Source organism: Microvirga sp. P5_D2, from assembly GCF_054049475.1.
In genome coordinates this window covers 1-21099 of record NZ_JBFUMH010000092.1, presented here as the reverse complement: position 1 = coordinate 21099, position 21099 = coordinate 1, and the positions used below count along the sequence as shown (strand labels likewise).

The window sequence follows — 21099 nt, the reverse complement described above, 5'->3', positions numbered from 1 at the left end:
TATTCCTCCGGTGTGGTGGCCAGCTCGATCACCATCATCGCATCCCGCCCATCCAGGGTGCCCACCGAGAAGCTGGTGAGTGCGCCGATCAGGTCCATGTCCGGTTTCATTGTTGTTTGCCCCTTGGCCTTCGATGACCAAAACCTAGCCAATCCAACAAACCTTGTCTGCTCTCCAGCTAGAGAGTGGATTGTGTTTCATTTGCAGAAAAACAGCAAAAAAGGCGGCCCGGACGCTGCCCGGACCGCCTCGAGAGGCATTTATGCCGCTCCCTTTTATCAGATGAAGATGAAGTCGTTGGCTGTCAGTTGAGCCTTTGTAACACCGGCGAGCTTCAGGCTGTTGCCGCTGCCCAGATCGACCACGGAATCGGCTCCGACCGTCGTCGTGCGGGCCATGAGCTGCGTGAAGGTTGTCAGCTCCAGGCCGTTGACGTTTTTCGCGATGGCGATGACCTCGGTTGTGACGGAGACGTCGAAATCCGAGACAGTGTCGTTGCCGCTTCGCGATCCGAACTCGAAGCGATCCGCACCCGCGCCGCCACTGAGCATGTCATGGCCGGCGCCGCCCCAGATTGTGTCGTTGCCGCCTGCGCCGCTCACCGTGTCGTTGTGATAGCCGCCATCGAGCTTGTCGGCCGAGGCCGTGCCGATGCGAGTGATGCCGGTCACGTGAGCAGGGCTCGAATAATGCTCGGTCACCACCGCGTTGGCGGGCTTGCCCTGGAAGGTGAAGTCGAGCTGCGGCACGCCCGCATCCGCCGTCGGGTCGGCGAAGGGATGGAACTGCCACAGGAACGCACCGTCGAGCCACTGGCCGCCGCAATTCTCCATCACATGATAGAGCGCCTTGTAGAGATCCACCTGCTCCTGGTAGTCGACGGTGCTCGAACCCGTGCCGGTGCCGGGGTCCTTGTTGGCGCCGTCATAACTGCCATAGCCGACCTCGGTGTAGATCACCTTCTTCCCCCACTTGTCGGCGATCGACTTGTGATAATCGATGGTCGACATGCCCTGGTGGATGTTGTCGGTGTACCAGATCGGCGACTTCTTCACCCAGGCGTCGATGAGCTGATCGACGGTTGGATTGTTACTGGTGGTCATCGGGAAATACGAGTTGATGCCGATGTAATCCAGCTTGTCCCAGAACTGCACCTGGGCCGCTTCCGAATCCGTTGAGGAATAGGTGACGGGGCCGCTATAGACCGCGCGCACCGCATCGATGATCTCGTTCCATTCGGAGGTGTACTGCGCCACCGTCATGCTCTTCATCTCGGTGCCGATGACGAACATGTCGGCGCCGGCGGCTTGCGCGACCTTGGCGTATTCCACCATCATGGCGCGGTAGTTGTCGAACCAGAGGCTCGGATTGGTGGGCGCGATCTCAGCGCGCCACACGCGGTTGTCCGTCTCCACATGCGGCTTGAGCACGACCTTCAGGCCATCCGCTTTGGCATCGATGATTCCCTGCTTCACCTGCGCGAAGGTATCGCTCTCGCTCGCCCATGGATTAGTTGGGTTGATGTTGAGCTTCACATCATTGCTGAACTGATCCGCCATGAAGAATTGCGGGATCACGGTGACGGTGTTGGCGCCCGTATCCTTGATCTGTCCAAGAGCTGCTTCGGCGCCTGGCGTCTGGAGGCGTCCACCCCAATAGGACGGCAGGCTGATGCCTTCCCAAGTGAAGATCCCATCCGTTCCGCCGGGAGGAGTCGTGCTGCCGCCTCCGCTGACCGGATCGAACTGGAACCAGCTCGCTTGCGGTGCAGTGGTTGCGGTGAGCGTGACCGTGGTGCCGTCGCCCAGCCCGATGACGTGCGTCGTGCCTGTCGTGGTGATCTGAAGCTTGTCGAGGCCGGTGATGCCGGTGCCGATCAGGTCGATGCGGTCGCCTTGCGCCGCGTTGAAGTCCACGATGGTGTCCTGGCCGCCGCCCTTGATGAAGCGGAAAACATCAGCGCCCGCATCGCCCTGGAGCGTACCGCTGCCCGCGCCGCCGATGAGGGTATCCGCCCCATCACCGCCGACCAAAGTGTCGTTGCCTCCGAGTCCTTGAAGAAGGTTCGCTGCCGAGTTGCCGGTGATACGATTGCCGAGATCATTGCCGGCGCCGTTGATCGCGCTCGTCCCAGTGATGACGAGGCGCTCCRCATTGGCGGCGAGTGAATAGGTCACGGAGGCCCRAACCTCGTCGGTGCCTTCGTTCGCGTTCTCGATCACCACGTCGGATGCGTTGCGCACGATGTAGACATCGTCGTTCGCGCCGCCTGCGAGCGTGTCGATCTTGCCCGATGCATTCGGGCCGCCATCGAGCGTATCCACTCCCGCGCCGCCGGAGAGGCGGTTGCTGCCCGCATTGCCGGTGATCAGGTTGCCGATCGCATTGCCCGTACCGTTGATGTCGGCGCTGCCGGTGAGCGTGAGATGCTCGACATTGGTGCCAAGCGTGGCGGCGATGGAAGACTCGACCGTGTCGGTACCACCATTCGCGAGCTCGGTGACCACATCGCCGGCATTGTCGATCACATACTTATCGTTGCCTGCGCCGCCGATCAGAGTGTCGATGCCGGCACCGCCGTTCAGCACGTCATCGCCGGCGCCACCGTTAAGGCTGTCGGCGCCGTCTCCGCCGACGAGGGTATCGTTGCCGCCGGCACCGTTGAGTGTGTCGGGCCCGCCTGCGCCGACAAGCGAGTCCGCGCCCTCGGTGCCGTTCTTCACCACACCGGCAACAGGTTTGAAGATATCCTCGCGGTTGGTCATGTCGTAGGTGAGGCGGCCGTTGTACCATATATTCCAGCTGCCATTCTCGATGCCGCCCCAGGTGTTGTAGAACTTCGCTTCGCTTGGCGTGAGAGCGACGCCGTTGACCTTGAGACTATCGATGTAGAGCGCACGATTGCCGCCGTCGATCATGTCGTTGGCGAACTCGAGCGACATGGAATCGACCTTCGCGGGCACATCGAACGTGAAGGTGAGGTTCTGCGCTGGTTGTCCGCTCCAGCGTCCGGCAGTGACATATAGTGGTTCGCCGACGCGAACGCCGTTCACGACGAGATAGACAAGTGCGCCGATGCCATTGGCGACATCCGCCCATGCGGAAAGATTGACGGTGCTTTGGGTAGCGGACGAAGTGCTCGCCATGAATGCCTCGCTTTATGAGCTTTGGGACAGTGGGCTGGAAATGACCGGAAGGCAGAGGGTCGTTCCGGTATATCGTCTGCAAAGCGGTATAAAGCGCCGAGAAATAATTCAACCTTTGTAGAGTTAAACTTGGCTATTGCCTGATAAGCTTGGCATTCGCGCTTTCATATTCATTTATTCAGGCTAAGTTTTACTGGAAATGATACGTCGCAACAAAAACAAAGCTTAAGCTTGATGCTGAATCTGGGAAGCAAAAGCTTGCTTGGCATGCAAAATACGTATGCCTGACCTTCCCTTACGGCATGATCTAGGAGTGTATCCGGTCGACGTTTGGTACATTGTAACGCAGTGACAGTTCGCCCATGCGGCTTTATCTTTTCAATATAACATTATGCCGTGTGAAACCTGCTCGGAGTCGGAGCCTCCAGGGCTTGAAGCCAGCGGTTCAGAATGCAGAGCTATTTCACCGGCTGAGAAGAGCGGTAGAGCCATGGGGCGTTACGTGAAGCAAGGCAGCAAACAGGCCGTTGACCGTTCCGACGCCATGTCGTGGGTCCGATCTGATGAGATTTGACCCCAAGCACATCGAGTCTGCTGGGCTAAGACAGCCTGTTGCAGTCGGCATGAGCCTAGCACTGGAAGGCTGCGACTGGCTGCAGACGCCGCTCGGTGCTCCCGAGACGTGGCCTGCCTGCATTCGTACCGTCATTGCTCTCATGCTGGGTGCGCGCCAGCCCATGTTCCTGCTTTGGGGCGTTGAATGCAGCATCTTCTACAACAGGAGCTATGCATCCATTCTCGACCAGCGCCATCCGGGTGCATTCGGGCAAAAATTCGCGGATGTCTGGCCCGAGCATGTGCGTGATGCGGAGGCGATCATCACGAAAGTCCATACGGGTGACGCGCCGCAGATGGACGATCTCACTTTCGTCGTCCGGCGCACCGGCTATTCCGGTGAGGTGGATTACAGCTTCTCCTGCTCGCCGGTCATGGATGAAGGAGGGCGGATTCGCGGTACGCTGTGGATCCATGGTGCGACGGTTGCGCAGGAGCGTGCTGAAAGAAATTTGCGTTTCCGGCTCGAGCTCGATCAGCGGCTTCACCACCTCACCGACCCTCACGAGGTCATGGCTGTGGCGGCTGAAACGCTAGGGCGGCACCTCAATGCGTCCCGCGTTAATTACGGCTATGTGGAAGATACGCCGACCGGTGAGGTCTTCATCGTGGACCGAGACTGGACTGATCAAGGCACGCCGAGCCTTGTTGGTCGCTACCCGGTGGAAGTGTTCGGAGAGCCGCTCATCGCAGTGCTAAAGGAAGGGCACACCGTCTGCCTGCATGACGCTTTCGACGATCAGCTCACCGCAGGCGAAGGGATTGCCGCGACCTATGTCGCTATCGGTGCGCGATCCGGCATCACGGTGCCGTTGATCAAGGGCGGGCGCGTTGCGGCCGCCTTACTCGTTCATCAGGTCGATCCCCGGCATTGGCGCGAGGACGAAGAGGTTCTCGTACGCCAGGTGGCTGAGCGCACATGGGATGCGGTGGAGCGCGCACGTGTGGAAACGGCTCTTCGCGAAAGCGAGGAGCGGATGCGCGACATCCTCGAGAGCATCAACGACGCCTTCTACGCCGTCGACCGCGATTGGCGCTTCACCTATGTCAACCGCAAGGCGGAAGAACTGTGGGGCAAGACGCGCGACGTCTTGATGGGACGCTTGTGCTGGGATGAGTTTCCGCAGGCCATCGAGTCGGAGCCTTACACGGCACATCTTCATGCCATGGAGACCAGGAGCCCGGTGCGCCTGGAATCCAACTCATCCGTGATCGATCAGTGGCTGGAGATCAGCATCTTTCCCACGGCGGATGGCGGACTCTCCGTTTACTTCCGCGATGTCGGAAGCCGCAAGCAGGCCGAGGAGCATCGCGAGCTTCTTATTCATGAGCTGAACCACAGGGTGAAGAATACCCTTGCGACGGTGCAATCCATCGCGGCGCAGACTCTGCGCAATGCGGGTGTCGCGCAGGAGCCGCGCATGGCGCTGGAAGCGCGCCTCTTTGCGCTCTCCAGAGCCCATGATGTGCTGACGCGTGAGAATTGGGAAGGAGCGGCGCTGCGCGAGATCGTGGCTCAGGCCGTCGAGCCCTATCGCGGCGTCGGTGAAGGACGTTTGCTCAGCGAGGGGCCCGAGGTTCGTCTGTCGCCGCGCGCTGCGCTGGCTTTGTCCATGGCGCTGCAGGAGCTTGCGACCAATGCGGTGAAGCATGGCGCCTTGTCGAGCGCGGTTGGCCGCGTCGAGATTACTTGGTCGCTCGACAGCAATGTTCAGCCGGCGCGGCTGCATCTACGGTGGGAGGAGAAGGACGGCGTTCTCGTTCAGCCGCTCCAGCGTCGCGGATTCGGCACAAGGCTTATCGAACGCAGCCTTGCCTCGGATCTTCAGGGCGATGTCACGATCGATTTCGCGCCGACCGGTGTCGTCTGCACCATCGATGCGCCCATGGAGGAGGCGGACCTGCCGATCCTCGGCAGCCCTCTCAAGAATTCCGCTTTCGCCGCTTAGAATTCTCCGCCTGCTCTCCATCGGAATCGACAAGCGTCGCCGTGCGACGAAACTTAATTGCCATCGCGCCGTATCTCGAAAGAGCGCAATAATCCTGGGCCTGTCTTCAGAGCGATTCAAGGCGCCCATGTTTGATCACGGATCGGACGCATCAAAGTCCAGCTTGCCGCGTTGAATACAGGGCAGCGGGTTTTGCTCGAAAGACACCGAAGGCAGGGGCGGAGGTGGTCATGCTTCGTCGTTTCTGGCGTATTCTTGCGTGTTTGTCGCTCATCGTCATGCCGATCCTACCCGCCGGAGCCGAGCCGCAGCTCGATCTGGCGCTTGTCCTGGCGGTCGATATTTCCTCATCGATGGAGTCGGAAGAGCAAACGCTGCAGCGCACGGGCTTTGCCGAAGCCTTTCGCTCTTCGCTCGTGCACGAGGTGATCAGGAACGGGCCCGCGGGCCGCATCGCGGTGACTTATGTTGAATGGTCGGGCGTGAAGGACCAGACCATTCTCGTGCCGTGGATGGTGATCGACGGGCCGGAGAAGGCGAGGTCGTTCGCCGACAGTCTATCGGGCAAGCCCACGCGTCAGGCGGGCATGACATCGATCTCCGCCGCTATCGATTTCAGCCGCGAGCTTTTCGTCGATGTGGGAAAGATCGCGGCCCGGCGCGTCATCGACATCTCCGGCGACGGCCCCAACAACGACGGGCGCAGGGTGGCTCTTGCGAGGGACGAGGCGGTCGCGGAAGGGATCGTTATCAACGGCCTGCCGATCATGTTCGCGCGGACCATGGGCAGTCCCGAGATGGATGGGCTCGATGCCTATTACCGGGAATGCATCATCGGCGGCGTGGGCTCCTTCATGATCCCCCTGCACGATCCCGAGCAATTCGCCATGGTGATCCGGACCAAGATCATGCGCGAGATCGCGGGGCTGGAGGGCGGGCCGCTCAAGCTCGTTCCCGCCCAGGCCACCATGAATTGCGTGACCGGGGAGAGGCGCAAGATCGAGGATGGAATCAGCGAAAACAGGAGGCCTTGAGCGTTGYTGATTCGGTGCTTCGAGAAGCCCTCATCCCCCGAAAACCCAGCGCTGACGCTGCGTTATTGGCATTTCCCCCATAAGAACGCACGTCTGTAGGGCATGGAATGCAAAAACCGTCTTGACCGGAACCTGTCCCCATGCGACGGCGGCATATGGCCTTTTCGTAGGGCCAAGCGCATCATCAAGCTATTCCCTCAGATCAAAGGGGCTTTACATGAACAAGAACGACCTCATCGAGCACATCGCTCAGGAATACGAGCTGACCAAGACCTTCGCTCGCGACATCATCGACAACCTGTTCGACACGATCTCCGCGTCCGTCCAGCAGGGCGACGAAGTCTCGATCTTCGGCTTCGGCAAGTTCAAGCTCGTCGAGCGCAAGGCTCGCAAGGGCCGCAACCCCCAGACCGGCGAGGCCATCAAGATCGCTGCTTCGAAGAACGTGAAGTTCGAGCAGGCCAAGGCCATGAAGGAACTGGTCAACACCAAGCGCCGCGGCAAGAAGTAAGCCGACCGCACGGAAGTTTCGATTGGGCGCCCTTGAGGGCGCCCAATTCGTTTTGGGCTATCAAGTTTTAGCGCATGAGGCCTGCGGCCTTGAGCGCCTTGTTGATCACAGCGCTCACATCCGGAATCGGGGAACGGCGCTTGCTTTTGAGGCTTTCCACGCGGGCTGAAACCGTCTCTTTCTCTTGAGACGCGGTCTCCGGCACAGGCTGGCTCAGTTTGGTCTGGGCCTTTGGCTTCTGCTGCACCTTGCGCTCCGCCTTGGTCAATCCCCAGAACTGCGCGATGCGATAGCTCGATGAGATGCCGACCTCCAGCAGGAATGGGCCTGCGGCGCCATAGCTGTTCTCGCCATCGCCCGTCGCAAGCGGCGTGCCGTGCGCCATGCCGGTGATGGTGTACTCCTCGATCACCGTCTCGCCCTCGGCATTCGTCCAGACACGGCGCGGATATCCGTCAACGGTTTCCTTGCGGTCGGGCTTGGTCTTCAAGCCATGCACATTCGTCCATTGCTTGATGATCTCGCCCGCATTCAAAGGCTTCACGGTGGCATCGGCGCTGCCGTGCCAGACGGATACCTTGGGCCACGGGCCGCCATGCTTGGAAGCGCGACGAACCAGATCGCCCCATTCCTCAGCCGGGCGGGAATGGCCCTGGAACATGCACTCGAAGGCTTCGGCGACGGTGGTGGCACAGCGATAGGGCAGACCCGCGATGATCGCGCCGCCGGCGAACACGTCGGGATAGGTCGCCAGCATCGTGGATGTCATGGCGCCGCCGGCGGAGAGGCCTGTCACGAAGACCTTGCCGGGATCGACACCATGCTCCCGCGCAGCGTGCTCGACCATCTGGCGGATCGACAGCGCTTCGCCGTGACCGCGTTCGATGTCCTGCACCTGAAACCAGTTGAAGCAGCGATTGATGTTGTTAGAATCCTGCTGCTCGGGATAGACGACGATGAAGCCGTACTCTTCCGCGAGAACCGACCAGCCGGAGCCGTAATCGTAGCCGGCGGCATCCTGCGTGCAGCCATGCAGAACCACCACGAGGGCAGGGGCCTCCGCCACTTCCGGCGGCACATAGCTGAACATGCGCAAATTGCCGGGATTGGAGCCGAAATCCCGTGTCTCCACGAGCCGGTTTGAATATGTCGGGGAGGTCTCGAAGGGGGAGCCCAAATTCGAGGATTTCATCTGGCCTTCCCATTGGCTTCGGTATTGGGCCAATTGGTGAAGCATTTCTCCTAGGCGCTGCATGCGGCTAATCCTTGAACGTTATGGAAAGCAGGACAACGCATTAGAGGACGTCACGTTGCAATGCAAAAAAGATATATTGCACTGCAACAAAAAGTGATGTGCGCTCCGCCTCCCTAGCCCCCTAAGGTGAGCGGAGCGCTTATAATATCGTGAGTTAAGTTCTTAAAAAATATAGTCAGTTGACGGCGTAGGATGGGGTGTCGCCCATGAGGGCGGCTTTGGCGGCCAGCAGCAGCGCCTCGCCCAGCTCCCGGGCATGCTCCGGCGTCATCGCCACCGGCATCTGATGCCGCACCCCACGCTCGTATTCCTCCGGTGTGGTGGCCAGCTCGATCACCATCATCGCATCCCGCCCATCCAGGGTGCCCACCGAGAAGCTGGTGAGTGCGCCGATCAGGTCCATGTCCGGTTTCATTGTTGTTTGCCCCTTGGCCTTCGATGACCAAAACCTAGCCAATCCAACAAACCTTGTCTGCTCTCCAGCTAGAGAGTGGATAATATTACCATTTACTTAGTTTGGGTTTTTCTTCTTAAAAAGCTTGGCTGTACTTGAATGAGATCAAGCAAATCGCCTGTCCGGCCCAAGGGGAAGGGGCCTTCATCCGACCTGTCGTGCATGGCCGGGAAACCGGGCCTCGCGCCTGTTAGCGAGGCCCGGGTTTGTCTATGTATCAGCTGCGCTTATCGGCGCTACGCTTCTTGTCTTTCGGGAACTTGTCCTTCTTCGGGCCTTTGTGGTCGTAAGGCGGCTTTCCACCCTTGAAACCTTCCTTGGGGCCCTTGTCGCTGCGCGGACCTTTATGCGAGGCGAAGTCCCGCTTCTCTCTCGGGCCCTTGTCGCCAAAGCCACCTTCCGGCGCATCCTTGGGCTTGCGCGCGGCCCAGGGCTTGCCGGGGGAAGACTTGCCAGGTGCAGACTTGCCCTGCGGGCCTTCGGCCGGTTCGATGCGGATATCCTCGTCATTCGCCTTGCGCGTGGAGGCAGCGAATTTCGAAGCGTGGGACTGGGCAATCTGGAACTTCGTCTCGCGATCGAAGATCTTGATCGAGCCGATTTCCTTCTTGGTCACATGGCCCAGGCGGCAGATGATCGGCAGCAGCCAGCGCGGGTCGGCATTGTTGCGGCGGCCCACGCTCATGCGGAACCATACCATGTCTTCCGACGAACCGTAGGATTCATCCGAACCGCGTCCCTTGTCTCTGCCGCCAAATGCGCGGTCGGTCTCACGTTCGCGCTTGTCCTTGCGCTCGCGCGGTCCACGGTCTGGACCGGGATCGAAGATCTCCTCAGGCGCAGGCAGGCGCGCGCGGTGGAAGCGCGCGAGAGCGTTGGCGATGTCTTCCGCCGATTTCTCGGCAAGCAGCATGCGGGCGATGGCCAGATCTTCTTCCGTGGTTTCCTCGGTGAACATCGGGTCATGCATCAGGCGTTCGCGGTCGCGCACGCGGACCTCTTCCGCCGATGGCGGGGCGGCCCAGGTCGTGTCGATGCCTGCCATGTCGATGAGGCGCTCGGCTTTGCGGCGGCGGGTATAGGGCACCATCATCACGCACACGCCCTTGCGCCCCGCGCGGCCCGTGCGGCCGCTGCGGTGCAGGAGCGTTTCGTGATCGTTGGGCAGATCCACGTGGATCACGAGGCCCAGATCCGGCAGGTCGATGCCGCGCGCGGCGACGTCGGTGGCGACGCAGACGCGGGCGCGTCCGTCGCGCAGGGCCTGCAGGGCATGGCTGCGCTCGCTCTGGCTCAGCTCGCCGGAGAGGGCGACGACGGAAAAGCCGCGCTCCAGCAGGCTCGCATGCAGGTGACGCACGGCCTCACGCGTGTGGCAGAACACCATCGCGCCGCGGCTTTCGTAAAAGCGCAGGATGTTGACGGTCGCAAGCTCGACCTCGTTCGGCGCGCAGCGGATCGCGCGGTATTCGATGTCGCCATGCGGCTGGTTCGCGACAAGCGTGTCGATGCGATGCGCATCGCGCTGGTAACGGCGCGCGAGCGCCACGATGTTCTTCGGCAGCGTTGCGGAGAACAGCAGCGTGCGGCGCTCCTCCGGCGTGGCGTCGAGGATGAATTCCAGGTCTTCACGGAAGCCGAGATCGAGCATCTCGTCGGCCTCGTCGAGCACGACGACCTTCATCTTCGACGTATCGAGGCGTCCGCGCTCCAGGTGGTCGCGCAGACGGCCCGGCGTTCCGACGACGATATGGCAGCCGTCTTCGAGAGCACGCTGCTCGCGGCGCACATCCATGCCGCCGACGCAGGAAACGACGCGTGCGCCGGCAGGGCCATAGAGCCAGATCAGCTCACGATGGACCTGCAGTGCCAGCTCGCGGGTCGGCGCGATGATGAGGGCCAGCGGCTCGCGGGGAGGGCTCAGGCGCTCCGCATCGCCGAGCAGCGTGGAGGCCATGGCCAGGCCATACGCAACCGTCTTGCCGGAGCCCGTTTGCGCCGAGACGAGAAGATCGCGGTCGAGGGCATCCGCGTCGAGAACGGCGGCTTGGACGGGAGTGGGGTCGTTATAGCCTTTGTCGGCGAGTGCGCGCTCAAGGCTAGGATTGGATTTGGGAAAAGGCATGTAAAGTGGCTGAACCGGTTTGAGAGCCTACCAGGGCTCCGAGAATAATGATCAGCCAGAGGTGGTGCTTTCGTCTATTTCGTCGATTGACACCAGGAACACGACATCAATATTGACGCCGTCAGAGTCTTCGTCGTTTTCGACCTCGTCCTCGTCCTCTTCGTCCAGAACCTCATAGAATGCATCGATTTCGTCCCCCGATGCGGGCCTGGTTGTCAAGGCAGCTGAGCCGTCCCACAGGAAGCGGCCCTCGCTCTTAAACGACTTCAGGTCATCTTTAAAGCTCTCGCTCAAAAAGAGTTCTTGGGCCTGCCCTTCTTCCGCGTTGGTCACGGCAACGGCCTTGCCGGCAATCTCCAGGGTCACCATGGGGGCTCCTTCTTAGCTTTGCTTCGAACAGTAACGCCCAACTGGGCAATTCGATCAACCGGCAAAACGCTCGAGCAACGCTAGAACATGTAGTGCAGAGCCTCGCCGGCAGCCTTGAGCGAGGGCAGGTAGCGCCCTTCCATCTCCGCCAGGGGCACCCGGGCCGCCTGCGCGCTGATGTTCAGGGCAATGGCCACTTGGCCGTTCTTCTGAACAAGCGGAACGGCGATGGAGCGCAGCCCCAACTCCAGTTCCTCGTCGACGATGGCGAAGCCTTGCCCTCGGGTCGCGTGCAGGACCTCCCGCAGCTTGGCCTTGCTGGTGATGGTCTTCGGCGTGCGGGCCTCCAAGCGGGCGCGCTCCAAATAGGCCTCCATGACCTCATCGGACTGATGGGCTAGAATCGCGCGGCCGAGCGAGGTGCAATGGGCCGGCAGCCGGCTCCCGACGCCTAAACCGATAGACATGATGCGACGGGTGGCGGAGCGGGCGATGTAGACGATGTCGTCCCCATCCATCATGGCGGCCGAGCTCGACTCTCCCGTCTCCTCCGAGACCCGCTCCAGGCTCGGCTGCAGGCGGGAGGAGAGCGAGGTGGAGGACAGGAAGGCATAGCCAAGGCGAAGAATCCGTGGGCTCAAGGAGAAGTATCGGCCATCGAAATCCGCATAGTTCAGCTTGGTCAGGGTGCGCAGATAGCGCCGGGCGGCAGCCCGCGTGATCCCGGTCAGCTTCGCCACGTCGGAGAGCGTCAGGCGCGGGCGGTTCGCGTCGAAGGCCTCGATGACGAGCAGTCCCTTTTCGAGGCTGGCCACGAAGTCCCTGTCGCCGCCCTGATCCTCGACCTCTGGATCCTGCATGCTCTCCTCCCGAAGATTAAGGGTGCTGGACTTTGGTAGCCTTGACACCGCATGCTCGCATCGTACTTCATGTGCGATATGGTTTTCAATGTTCGCAATGCGCACAAAATGCTAGACCATAGGATGATGGAAACCGCGGTCCGGACCAAAGAGACCGAGCGGCTCGAAGAGGGAAGGAAACGAGGAATGACAGCAGGTCGAAAAATTCTGGGCGCCGCGCTCGGCACCCTCCTGATGGGATCGGTCGCGGCTTATGCCGACACCATCAAGGTCGGCATCATCGGTCCGTTCTCCGGGCCCTTCGCGCTCCAGGGTAAGAACTTCCAGGCCGGTGTCGAGGCTTACATGGCGCTCAACGGCAAGTCGGTGAAAGGCCATGACATCGAGGTGATCTATCGCGATCTTCCAGCCGCCAACCCCGCGCAGTCGCGGGCGCTTGCGCAGGAACTCGTCGTGAAGGAGAAGGTGCAGTATCTCGGCGGCGTCTATTTCACGCCGGATGCCATGGCGATCACGCCTCTGCTCGCCCAGGCCAACACGCCGCTCGTCATCTTCAATGCGGCGACCTCCGCCATCATGAACACGTCGCCCCTCGTGGTGCGCACATCGTTCACCACCGCACAGACGACGACGCCCCTCGGCAAGGTCGCCGTCGATGAGGGCGTGAAGAAAGCCATCACCATCGTCAGCGATTACGGCCCCGGTGTCGACGCGGAAAACGCCTTCAAGAAGGCCTTCGAGGCAGCTGGCGGGCAGGTGGTGGAAGCCATCCGCATGCCTATGAATACCAACGATTTCAGCCCGATCATGCAGCGCGTGCGCGATTCCGGCGCGACCGGCCTCTTCGCCTTCCTTCCCTCCGGTCCGCCGACCCTTGGCTTCGCGAAGGCCTATAACGACACGGGGCTTAAAAAAGCGGGCATCAAGTTCTATGCGCCGGGCGATCTCACGCAGGAATCCGATCTGCCGGCGCTTGGAGATGCGGCGGAAGGCTTGAAGACCAGCTTCCATTACGCGGTCTCGCATGACAGCCCGGAGAATAAGAAGTTCGTGGAGGCTGCCACCAAGGCCATAGGCTCGGCGGACCAGCTCTCGTTCCCGTCCGTCGGCGCCTATGACGGCATGCATGTCATCTACAAGATGATCGAAGCGACGGACGGCAAGCAGGATGCCCAGAAGGCGGTGGACGCCGTGAAGGGCTTGTCCTGGACGAGCCCGCGCGGGCCTGTGCGCATCGAGCCCGACACGCGCCACATCACGCAGAACATCTATCTGCGCGAAGTCGCGAAGGGCGCTGACGGCAAGTCCATCAACAAGGAAATCCAGACCTTCGAGAACCAGAAGGATCCTGGCCTCGCCACCCAGTAAGGCGGGTTCTCGCAAACTCTCGAAAGGCGCGGTCGGTTGAGATCGCGCCTTTCGCCTCCGCTCCCGAACACGAGGCGCCCGGACCATTTCGATGCAGACCATTCTCAGCATTGCAGTCGACGCCTTTGCCTACGGCATGGTGCTGTTCATCATCTGCATCGGCCTGTCTCTCACCATGGGCCTGATGCGCGTGGTGAATCTGGCGCACGGCGCTTTCGCGATGATCGCGGGCTATATTGCATCCTATGCCGCGCGCGATCTCGGTCTCGGCTATGCCGTCGCGATCTTTCTTGCGATCGTCGGCACGGTCATCATCTCCATTCCGCTGGAGCGTTTTCTCTACCGCCGCATCTATGGCAGCCCGGAGCTGACCCAGGTGCTGATGACCATCGGCATCACCTTCTGCATCATCGGCATCACCAACTATTTCTTCGGCCCCACTCTCAAGACCATCCCGCTGCCGAGCAGCCTCGCGCAGCCGGTAGATGTGGGCTTCCGTACCATCGCGGCGCACCGCCTCTTCGTCATCGCCTGCGGCGTCGTGGTGGCGGGCGGGCTCTGGTATCTGATCGAGAGAACGAGCTTCGGCATCAAGCTACGAGCCACCGTAGATAACGCGGCTATGAGCGACGCGCTCGGCGTGCGCACGCAGGTGGTCTATGCGGTCAGCTTCGCCATCGCCATCGGGCTTGCGGCGCTGGGCGGTGTGGTCGGCGCCGAGTTCCTTCCCATCGAGCCCTATTACGCGCTGCGCTACATGGTGACATTCCTGGTCGTCGTGTCGGTCGGCGGTGCAGGCTCCATTCCGGGCGCCGTCATCGCCTGCCTTCTGCTGGGCGCGGTGGATACGACGGGGCGTTACCTCATGCCCGAATTCGGCAACTTCTTTTTCTACGCTGCCGTGATCGCCATCGTCTGCGTGTTCCCGCGCGGCTTTTTCGGGAGGGCTCAGTAATGCAACTGATGGCTCAAACCGAACGGCTGGCTTCTGCTAAATCCACTGGACCAAGCTGGATGCGCGATGCAATCGGCCTCGCCATTATCCTCGTGGCAGGGGCTGCAGGTTACTGGCAGTTTCCCGACAATCTCGCCTTGCTCACGCGCATCATCGCCATCGCTCTGCTGGTGCTGTCGCTCGATCTCATCGTCGGCTATTGCGGCGTGGCGTCGCTCGGCCAGGCATCGCTGTTCGGCGCTGGCGCCTATGCGGCGGGCATCGCCTGCGTCAACGGCGTGACGGAGCCGATGACGCTCATCGCCATCGGTGCCGTGGCAGGCGCAGTCGCGGGCCTGCTGATGGGAACGATAATGCTGCGCGCGCACGGCTTGGCGCAGCTCGTGCTCTCCATCGCCATCGTTCAACTGTTCCACGAGGCCGCCAACAAGGCTTCAGGCTATACCGGCGGCAGCGATGGGTTGGCTGGCCTCATGATCAGCCCGCTCTTCGGCATGTTCGAGTTCGACCTGTGGGGACAGACCGCCTATCTTTTCGGCCTCGCGCTTCTGGTCATCGTGTTCGTCGCCTTGAAATTCGTCGTTACCTCGCCCTTCGGCATGCTCTGCCGTGGCATCAAGGAAGACCCGATCCGCATCCGTTCCATGGGTGCCTATGTGTTTCCGGTGCTCCTGAAAATGTTCGTGATCTCGGGCGCGGTGGCAGGAATGGGCGGTGCGCTTGCCGCCATCTCCACGCAGGTTGTGGGTCTCGACAGCGTCAGTTTCGAATTGTCGGCGAACGCCCTGGTCATGCTGGTGCTCGGCGGTCTCGGCACGCTCTACGGCGCATTGATCGGCACCGTCATCTTCATGGGCTTCGAGCATGTGGTCTCCGCCATCAACCCGTTCCACTGGATGACGATGGTCGGCGCGCTGCTCATCGCCGTGGTGCTCGCTGCTCCCAGCGGCTTGAGCGGTCTCATCGAGAAGCTGTCGCGAACGGGCAGCGTCAAAGGAGGCCGGCGATGAGCGATCTCTTCCGTGTCGAAGGCCTGTCCAAATCCTTCGGTGGTCTTGCGGTCAGCCGCAACATCTCCCTGTCGCTTCCCGCGGGAGAACGCCTCGCGCTGATCGGGCCGAATGGTGCGGGGAAGACCACCTTCGTCAATCTGGTGACGGGCCAGCTGAAGCCCAGCGCGGGTCGCGTCATCCTGAATGGCGAGGATGTAACAAACCTCGGCGCTGTGCGGCGCGTCCGCAAAGGGCTGGTGCGCACCTTCCAGGTGACGCGCCTGTTCTCCGACATGACGCCGGAGGAGCATGTGACCCTCACCGTGCTTCAGCGTGAGGGCAAGGCCACGCGCATCCTCGGCCGCTTCGTCGGCAACGCCGATGTTGCCGACGAGGTTGAGGGCATCCTCGGCACTCTCGGCCTGCTCGATGTGGCGCGGCGCAAGGTACGCGAGATTGCCTATGGCCAGCAGCGCCTTCTCGAAATCGCCATCGCTCTCGCGCTCAGGCCGAAGGTTCTGCTACTCGATGAGCCGGCGGCGGGYGTGCCTTCCGCCGACACGCCGCGCATCGAGCAGGCTCTGGAGCGTCTGCCCCCCAGTCTCGCGGTACTGATGATCGAGCACGATATGGATCTCGTTTTCCGGTTCGCCAAGCGCGTGGTGGTTCTGGCCGCAGGTGAAATTATCTTCGAGGGACTACCCTCCGAGGTCGCGGCCAATCCAAAGGTGCGCGAAGCCTATCTTGGGAATTATGCCAATGCCCGCAGCGTCGCTTGAAGTTCGCAATCTCAGCGCGGGTTACGGCCCGACGCTCGTGCTGGAGGACGTGTCGTTCTCCGTGCCGTCCGGCACGCGCTTGTCGATCCTCGGGCGCAACGGCATGGGCAAGACCACGTTGCTCTCAAGCCTCATGGGTATGAACCGCCGCTATGGGGGCGAGATCCGCATTGGCGGCACCGATATCGCCACGCTCAAGAGTTCGGAGCGCGCCCGCCGAGGCATCGGCCTCGTGCCGCAGACCCGCGATATCTTCCGTTCCCTGACCGTCGAGGAAAACCTGATCGTCGGCATCAAGGATCGCCCGCGCAGCGTTATTCAGGAAGCCTACGACATGTTTCCGCGCCTGCATGAGCGGCGCAACAATCTCGGCTGGCAATTGTCGGGCGGCGAGCAGCAGATGCTCTCCACTGCCCGCACTATCTTAGGCAAGCCTTCCGTGCTGCTGCTCGATGAGCCTCTCGAAGGGTTGGCGCCTGTGATCTGCGAGGAGCTGATGGCGGCATTCGCACGCCTTGCCTCCAGCGGAGAGATGACGATTCTGCTCGTGGAGCAGCGGTTGGAAAGCGCTCTCGATTTTGCGGAAACGGTTCTCATCCTGGAGCGCGGGCGCATCGTCTGGCAGGGGCCGAGTGAGGAGCTTCGTTCCGATCAGAGCCTGATCGAGCATTACATCGGCGTCGGCTCGCTGCATTGAGGATATGGGATGGCATTCGTTCGCGCCAACGGGATCGTTCTTCATTATCAGGTGCTCGGACAGCCCGACGCGCCCGCGCTCGTCTTCATCAATTCCCTCGGCAGCGACCTGCGCATCTGGCAGGATGTCGTACCCGCTTTCACCGACCGCTACCGGGTCGTGCTCTACGATGAGCGCGGTCACGGGCTGTCCGATGCACCGCCCGCGCCCTACACGATGGATGAGCATACGGACGATCTTTTCGCCCTCCTCGATCATCTGAAAATCGACTCCGCTGCTCTCGTCGGTCTCTCCGTCGGCGGCATGATCGCGCAGCGCGCCGCGATCAAGGCTCCGCATCGGGTGAAGGCGATGACCCTATGCTGCACGGCTGCGAAGATCGGAACGCCGCAGACCTGGGCGGATCGGATCGGCGCGGTCGAACAGGGCGGTGTGGAGAGCGTCGTCGAGGCCGTTCTGCAACGCTGGTTCACGCCTGCCTTCCGCGAGGGACGCGCCGATGAATGCGCGGGCTGGCGCAACATGCTCGTGCGCACGCCCGCTCACGGCTATGCCGGAACATGCGCGGCGATCCGCGATGCCGATCTGACCGCCGATGCTGGCCGGATCTCGGTTCCTACCCTCTGCGTCGCCGGAGACCAGGACGGATCGACGCCCGCCGATGTGGTGCGCGGCACAGCCGATCTCATTCCAAACGGGCGCTTCGCCCTGATCGAGGATGCCGGGCACATCCCATGCGTCGAGAAGCCCGCCGTTCTATCCGCACTGATCGCAATGCATCTTCAGGAGGTCGGACTTGTCTGAGAGTGAACGCTACAAGGCCGGCATGGCTGTGCGCCGTCAGGTGCTGGGTGATGCGCATGTGGATCGTGCGAGCGCGCAGATGACGGAGTTCGATTCCGATTTCCAGACCTTCATCACCGAAGGGGCCTGGGGCTCCGTGTGGTCGCGCCCGAACTTCACGAAGCGTGAGCGCTCCATCGTGACGCTGGCGCTGCTGGCGGCGTTGGGACAGGACGAGGAAGTCGCCATGCATGTGCGCGCTACGCGCAACACGGGCGCCACCAAGGAAGATATTCGCGAGGCGCTGCTGCACGTGGCGGTCTATGCGGGCGTGCCCGCCGCCAACCACGCCTTCAAGATCGTCAAGAAGACGTTCCAGGAAATGGAACAGGCCGATCCTCAGAAGTAGGATGAGTGGGGAGAAAAGCTATGTCGGACCAGGGACCATTCTACCAGCGGGATCGAAGCTGGCACCCCGCTGCGCTCACGCCGGAGTACAAGACATCGATCCTGCGCTCGCCGCAATATCCGCTGCTGTCGCTCGACAACACGATCTCGGAGATGACGGGGCCGAGGTTCGGGCACACCAAGATCGGCCCGCTCGACAACGATCTCATTCGCAACTTCGCCAAGACCGGCGATCCCATCGGCCAGCGCATCATCGTCTATGGGCGTGTGCTGGACGAGAATGCCCGTCCGGTGCCGGGTGCCCTTGTGGAATTCTGGCAGGCCAATGCGGGCGGGCGCTATCGCCACAAGAAGGAAACCTATCTCGCCGCCATCGACCCGAATTTCGGCGGCTGCGGGCGCACGATCACGGATGATGAGGGGCGCTACTGGTTCCGCACCATCAAGCCGGGCGCCTACCCCTGGCCGAACGGCGTCAATGACTGGCGGCCCGCGCATATCCATTTCTCGATCTTCGGCCATGCCTTCGCCCAGCGCCTCATCACGCAGATGTATTTCGAGGGCGATCCGATGATCTGGCAATGCCCCATCGTCTCGACCATTCCCGACAAAGCGGGCGTCGAGCAGTTGATCGCCGCGCTCGACCGCCACAACACGCTGCCCATGGATGCCATGGCCTACAAGTTCGACATCGTCCTGCGCGGACGCCGCTCGACCATGTTCGAGAACCGGATGGAGGGGAACTGATGGTTCAGAAGCTGACAACTCTTAAAGAGTCCCCCTCGCAGACGGCGGGGCCTTACATCCATATCGGCGCGACGCCCAACTGGGTGGAAATCACCGGTGTGTGGGACAAAGATCTGGGTCTCGTTCTCGTCGGGCCCGAGACCAAGGGCGAGCGCATCATCGTGAAGGGCCGCGTGTTCGACGGCAGCGGCACGCCGCTGAAGGATGCGCTCATCGAGATCTGGCAGGCAGATGCTAACGGGCTTTACAATAGCCCGGAAGAAAAGCGCGGCGAAGCCGATCCCAACTTCATCGGCTGGGGGCGCCAGCCGACGGACGGCACAACCGGCGAATACCGCTTCGAGACGATCAAGCCGGGTCGCGTTCCCTACAAGGATGGCCGCCTCATGGCGCCGCACATCACGTTCTGGATCGTGGCGCGCGGCATCAATATCGGGTTGCACACGCGCCTCTATTTCAGCGACGAGGAAGCCGCGAATGCGGAATGCCCCGTGCTGGCACGCATCGAGCATAAGATCCGCGTGCCGACGCTGATCGCAAGCCGCGGCACCGAGAACGGAATGCCTACCTATACCTTCGACATCCACTTGCAGGGTGAGAAGGAAACCGTGTTCTTCGATATCTGATTGTTGACATCATGGCCAAGTTCAAAAGCCTGTCCGAGGCTGTTTCGGAAAACCTTCGCGATGGCGATACGGTCGCCTTCGAGGGCTTCACGCATCTCATTCCTCATGCAGCAGCGCATGAGGCGATCCGCCAGGGCCGCAAGGATCTCACGCTGATCCGCATGACGCCCGACATCATCTACGACCAGATGATCGGCATGGGTCTCGTGAAGAAGGTCATTTTCTCCTATGCGGGCAACCCTGGCGTGGGCTTGCTTCGCCGCATGCGTGACGCCATCGAGAACGGCTGGCCGCGCAGCATCGAGACCGTCGAGCACAGCCATGCTGCCATGGCAAACGCCTACGAGGCGGGAGCTGCCGGCCTGCCTTGCGCGGTGTTTCGCGGCTATCGCGGTGCAGGCTTGAAAGAGGTGAACTCCGACATCAAAAGCATCACATGCCCCTTCACGGGCGAGGAGCTTGCCGCCGTGCCGGCGCATCGTCCCGATGTCACTTTTGTCCATGCGCAGAAGGCCAACAAGCGTGGCGATGTGCTGGTGGAGGGCATCATCGGCGTGCAGAAGGAGGCGGTGCTTGCCGCCAAGCGCGCCGTGGTGACGGTGGAGGAGATCGTGGAGGATTTCGACGATCTGCACCCCAATCTCTGCGTGCTGCCGCATTGGACCATCACCGCCATCGCCCATGTGCCGGGCGGCGCGCATCCGTCCTATACGCATGGTTATTATGACCGCGACAACGCGGCCTATCTCGAATGGGACAAGGTCTCCGCCGACCGGGAGCTGTTTACTGCCTGGATGCAGACAAATGTGCTCGAGGCCGGGCCGGAAGCGTTCGCCGCACGCGTGAAGGGATTGTGAGCATGCCGGATTTCACCCCCAACGAGATGATGACTATCGCCGCCGCCCGTGCCTTGTCGAACGACGATGTGTGCTTCGTCGGCATCGGCGCACCGTCCGCCGCCTGCAACGTCGCGCGGCTCACCCATGCGCCGGATATCACGCTGATCTATGAAAGCGGCACCATCGGCACCGCGCCGGAAGTGCTGCCGCTCTCCATCGGCGATGGCGAGTTGTGCGAAACCGCACTCACGACGGTCTCGGTGCCGGAGATGTTTCGCTACTGGCTCCAAGGCGGGCGCATTTCCATCGGCTTCCTGGGCGCGGCACAGCTCGACCGGTTCGGCAACATCAACACCACGGTGATCGGCGATTATCACAAGCCTAAAGTTCGCCTGCCGGGCGGCGGCGGTGCGCCGGAAATCGCCACATCTTGCCAGGAGGTTTTCATCACCATGAAGCAGGCAACGCGCGGCATGGTGGAGAAGATCGACTTCTACACTTCGTTCGGTCACGGCGATGGCGGCGATCACCGTCAGCGGCTCGGCATCACGACCAAGGGCCCGACGCTGCTGATCACGGATCTGGCT

General features: G+C 61.6%; 20 protein-coding genes. 14 read left to right on the top strand and 6 right to left on the bottom strand.

Annotation, left to right across the window (positions count from 1 at the left end; translation table 11 throughout):
- Nucleotides 1-278: 278 nt before the first annotated feature.
- Nucleotides 279-3146 carry a glycoside hydrolase family 113 gene (locus tag ACXJKO_RS20085; protein WP_457092849.1) on the bottom strand — a complete coding sequence of 956 codons (2868 nt, stop codon included), beginning with the start codon at nt 3144-3146 and terminating at the stop codon, nt 279-281.
- Between the two features lie 623 nt (nt 3147-3769).
- Between ACXJKO_RS20085 and ACXJKO_RS20080 the strand changes: the two genes are divergently transcribed.
- The 3 genes from ACXJKO_RS20080 (at nt 3770) to ACXJKO_RS20070 (ending at nt 7255) form a co-directional block, all read left to right on the top strand.
- The gene (locus ACXJKO_RS20080) at nt 3770-5710 is read left to right on the top strand and encodes an HWE histidine kinase domain-containing protein (protein WP_457092848.1); all 1941 of its coding nucleotides are present in this window, start codon (nt 3770-3772) and stop codon (nt 5708-5710) included.
- A gap of 230 nt (nt 5711-5940) precedes the next feature.
- A complete protein-coding gene (locus tag ACXJKO_RS20075; protein WP_457092847.1) occupies nt 5941-6744 on the top strand; it encodes a DUF1194 domain-containing protein in 804 nt (267 codons plus the stop codon).
- A gap of 217 nt (nt 6745-6961) precedes the next feature.
- A complete protein-coding gene (locus ACXJKO_RS20070; RefSeq protein ID WP_457092846.1) occupies nt 6962-7255 on the top strand; it encodes an HU family DNA-binding protein in 294 nt (97 codons plus the stop codon).
- Between the two features lie 67 nt (nt 7256-7322).
- Here the strand turns inward: ACXJKO_RS20070 and ACXJKO_RS20065 are convergent, their stop codons facing one another.
- The 5 genes from ACXJKO_RS20065 to ACXJKO_RS20045 all read right to left on the bottom strand — a co-directional run bounded on the left by ACXJKO_RS20065 (nt 7323) and on the right by ACXJKO_RS20045 (nt 12318).
- Entirely contained in the window at nt 7323-8510 is a 1188-nt protein-coding gene (locus ACXJKO_RS20065) for an extracellular catalytic domain type 1 short-chain-length polyhydroxyalkanoate depolymerase (RefSeq protein WP_457092845.1), read from the bottom strand.
- Nucleotides 8511-8685: 175 nt separating this feature from the next.
- Nucleotides 8686-8913, bottom strand: a complete 228-nt coding sequence (locus ACXJKO_RS20060) for a hypothetical protein (protein WP_457092844.1) — start codon at nt 8911-8913, stop codon at nt 8686-8688.
- 268 nt (nt 8914-9181) lie between these two features.
- Nucleotides 9182-11089 (bottom strand): DEAD/DEAH box helicase, encoded by a 1908-nt coding sequence (locus ACXJKO_RS20055; protein ID WP_457092843.1) that lies wholly within the window; start codon nt 11087-11089, stop codon nt 9182-9184.
- 51 nt (nt 11090-11140) lie between these two features.
- Entirely contained in the window at nt 11141-11458 is a 318-nt protein-coding gene (locus tag ACXJKO_RS20050; protein WP_457092842.1) for a hypothetical protein, read from the bottom strand.
- Nucleotides 11459-11538: 80 nt separating this feature from the next.
- Nucleotides 11539-12318, bottom strand: coding sequence for an IclR family transcriptional regulator domain-containing protein (locus ACXJKO_RS20045; RefSeq protein WP_457092841.1), 780 nt, complete (start codon nt 12316-12318; stop codon nt 11539-11541).
- Between the two features lie 186 nt (nt 12319-12504).
- Between ACXJKO_RS20045 and ACXJKO_RS20040 the strand changes: the two genes are divergently transcribed.
- The 11 genes from ACXJKO_RS20040 to ACXJKO_RS19990 all read left to right on the top strand — a co-directional run.
- Nucleotides 12505-13686, top strand: a complete 1182-nt coding sequence (locus tag ACXJKO_RS20040) for an ABC transporter substrate-binding protein (RefSeq protein ID WP_457092840.1) — start codon at nt 12505-12507, stop codon at nt 13684-13686.
- A gap of 91 nt (nt 13687-13777) precedes the next feature.
- Entirely contained in the window at nt 13778-14641 is an 864-nt protein-coding gene (locus ACXJKO_RS20035; protein ID WP_457092839.1) for a branched-chain amino acid ABC transporter permease, read from the top strand.
- Nucleotides 14642-14649: 8 nt separating this feature from the next.
- A complete protein-coding gene (locus ACXJKO_RS20030) occupies nt 14650-15651 on the top strand; it encodes a branched-chain amino acid ABC transporter permease (protein WP_457092851.1) in 1002 nt (333 codons plus the stop codon).
- Nucleotides 15648-16412, top strand: a complete 765-nt coding sequence (locus tag ACXJKO_RS20025) for an ABC transporter ATP-binding protein (RefSeq protein ID WP_457092838.1) — start codon at nt 15648-15650, stop codon at nt 16410-16412. The genes ACXJKO_RS20030 and ACXJKO_RS20025 overlap by 4 nt, the downstream gene beginning before the upstream one ends.
- A complete protein-coding gene (locus tag ACXJKO_RS20020) occupies nt 16393-17109 on the top strand; it encodes an ABC transporter ATP-binding protein (RefSeq protein WP_457092837.1) in 717 nt (238 codons plus the stop codon). Before ACXJKO_RS20025 ends, ACXJKO_RS20020 begins: the two co-directional genes overlap by 20 nt.
- Before the next feature lie 9 nt (nt 17110-17118).
- A complete protein-coding gene (pcaD, locus tag ACXJKO_RS20015; protein ID WP_457092836.1) occupies nt 17119-17913 on the top strand; it encodes a 3-oxoadipate enol-lactonase in 795 nt (264 codons plus the stop codon).
- A gap of 22 nt (nt 17914-17935) precedes the next feature.
- Nucleotides 17936-18301: a 4-carboxymuconolactone decarboxylase gene (pcaC, locus tag ACXJKO_RS20010; protein WP_457092850.1), complete on the top strand. Its 366-nt coding sequence runs from the start codon at nt 17936-17938 to the stop codon at nt 18299-18301.
- Between the two features lie 20 nt (nt 18302-18321).
- Nucleotides 18322-19047: a protocatechuate 3,4-dioxygenase subunit beta gene (pcaH, locus tag ACXJKO_RS20005; RefSeq protein ID WP_457092835.1), complete on the top strand. Its 726-nt coding sequence runs from the start codon at nt 18322-18324 to the stop codon at nt 19045-19047.
- Entirely contained in the window at nt 19047-19673 is a 627-nt protein-coding gene (pcaG, locus tag ACXJKO_RS20000) for a protocatechuate 3,4-dioxygenase subunit alpha (protein ID WP_457092834.1), read from the top strand. Before pcaH ends, pcaG begins: the two co-directional genes overlap by 1 nt.
- Before the next feature lie 11 nt (nt 19674-19684).
- Nucleotides 19685-20530 carry a CoA transferase subunit A gene (locus ACXJKO_RS19995; protein WP_457092833.1) on the top strand — a complete coding sequence of 282 codons (846 nt, stop codon included), beginning with the start codon at nt 19685-19687 and terminating at the stop codon, nt 20528-20530.
- Between the two features lie 2 nt (nt 20531-20532).
- Nucleotides 20533-21099: CoA-transferase subunit beta (locus ACXJKO_RS19990; protein ID WP_457092832.1), on the top strand; the 567-nt coding region annotated here is incomplete at its 3' end.

Coding starts and splice junctions, on each gene's coding strand:
- ACXJKO_RS20070 (WP_457092846.1), top strand. CDS start 6,962: ATGAACAAGAACGACCTCATCGAGCACATCGCTCAGGAATACGAGCTG.
- pcaG (WP_457092834.1), top strand. CDS start 19,047: ATGGTTCAGAAGCTGACAACTCTTAAAGAGTCCCCCTCGCAGACGGCG.
- ACXJKO_RS20065 (WP_457092845.1), bottom strand. CDS start 8,510: ATGCAGCGCCTAGGAGAAATGCTTCACCAATTGGCCCAATACCGAAGC.
- ACXJKO_RS20045 (WP_457092841.1), bottom strand. CDS start 12,318: ATGCAGGATCCAGAGGTCGAGGATCAGGGCGGCGACAGGGACTTCGTG.
- pcaH (WP_457092835.1), top strand. CDS start 18,322: ATGTCGGACCAGGGACCATTCTACCAGCGGGATCGAAGCTGGCACCCC.
- pcaC (WP_457092850.1), top strand. CDS start 17,936: ATGGCTGTGCGCCGTCAGGTGCTGGGTGATGCGCATGTGGATCGTGCG.
- ACXJKO_RS20040 (WP_457092840.1), top strand. CDS start 12,505: ATGACAGCAGGTCGAAAAATTCTGGGCGCCGCGCTCGGCACCCTCCTG.
- ACXJKO_RS20075 (WP_457092847.1), top strand. CDS start 5,941: ATGCTTCGTCGTTTCTGGCGTATTCTTGCGTGTTTGTCGCTCATCGTC.
- ACXJKO_RS19995 (WP_457092833.1), top strand. CDS start 19,685: ATGGCCAAGTTCAAAAGCCTGTCCGAGGCTGTTTCGGAAAACCTTCGC.
- ACXJKO_RS20080 (WP_457092848.1), top strand. CDS start 3,770: ATGAGCCTAGCACTGGAAGGCTGCGACTGGCTGCAGACGCCGCTCGGT.
- ACXJKO_RS20060 (WP_457092844.1), bottom strand. CDS start 8,913: ATGGACCTGATCGGCGCACTCACCAGCTTCTCGGTGGGCACCCTGGAT.
- ACXJKO_RS20055 (WP_457092843.1), bottom strand. CDS start 11,089: ATGCCTTTTCCCAAATCCAATCCTAGCCTTGAGCGCGCACTCGCCGAC.
- ACXJKO_RS20050 (WP_457092842.1), bottom strand. CDS start 11,458: ATGGTGACCCTGGAGATTGCCGGCAAGGCCGTTGCCGTGACCAACGCG.
- ACXJKO_RS20030 (WP_457092851.1), top strand. CDS start 14,650: ATGGCTCAAACCGAACGGCTGGCTTCTGCTAAATCCACTGGACCAAGC.
- ACXJKO_RS20035 (WP_457092839.1), top strand. CDS start 13,778: ATGCAGACCATTCTCAGCATTGCAGTCGACGCCTTTGCCTACGGCATG.
- ACXJKO_RS20020 (WP_457092837.1), top strand. CDS start 16,393: ATGCCCGCAGCGTCGCTTGAAGTTCGCAATCTCAGCGCGGGTTACGGC.
- pcaD (WP_457092836.1), top strand. CDS start 17,119: ATGGCATTCGTTCGCGCCAACGGGATCGTTCTTCATTATCAGGTGCTC.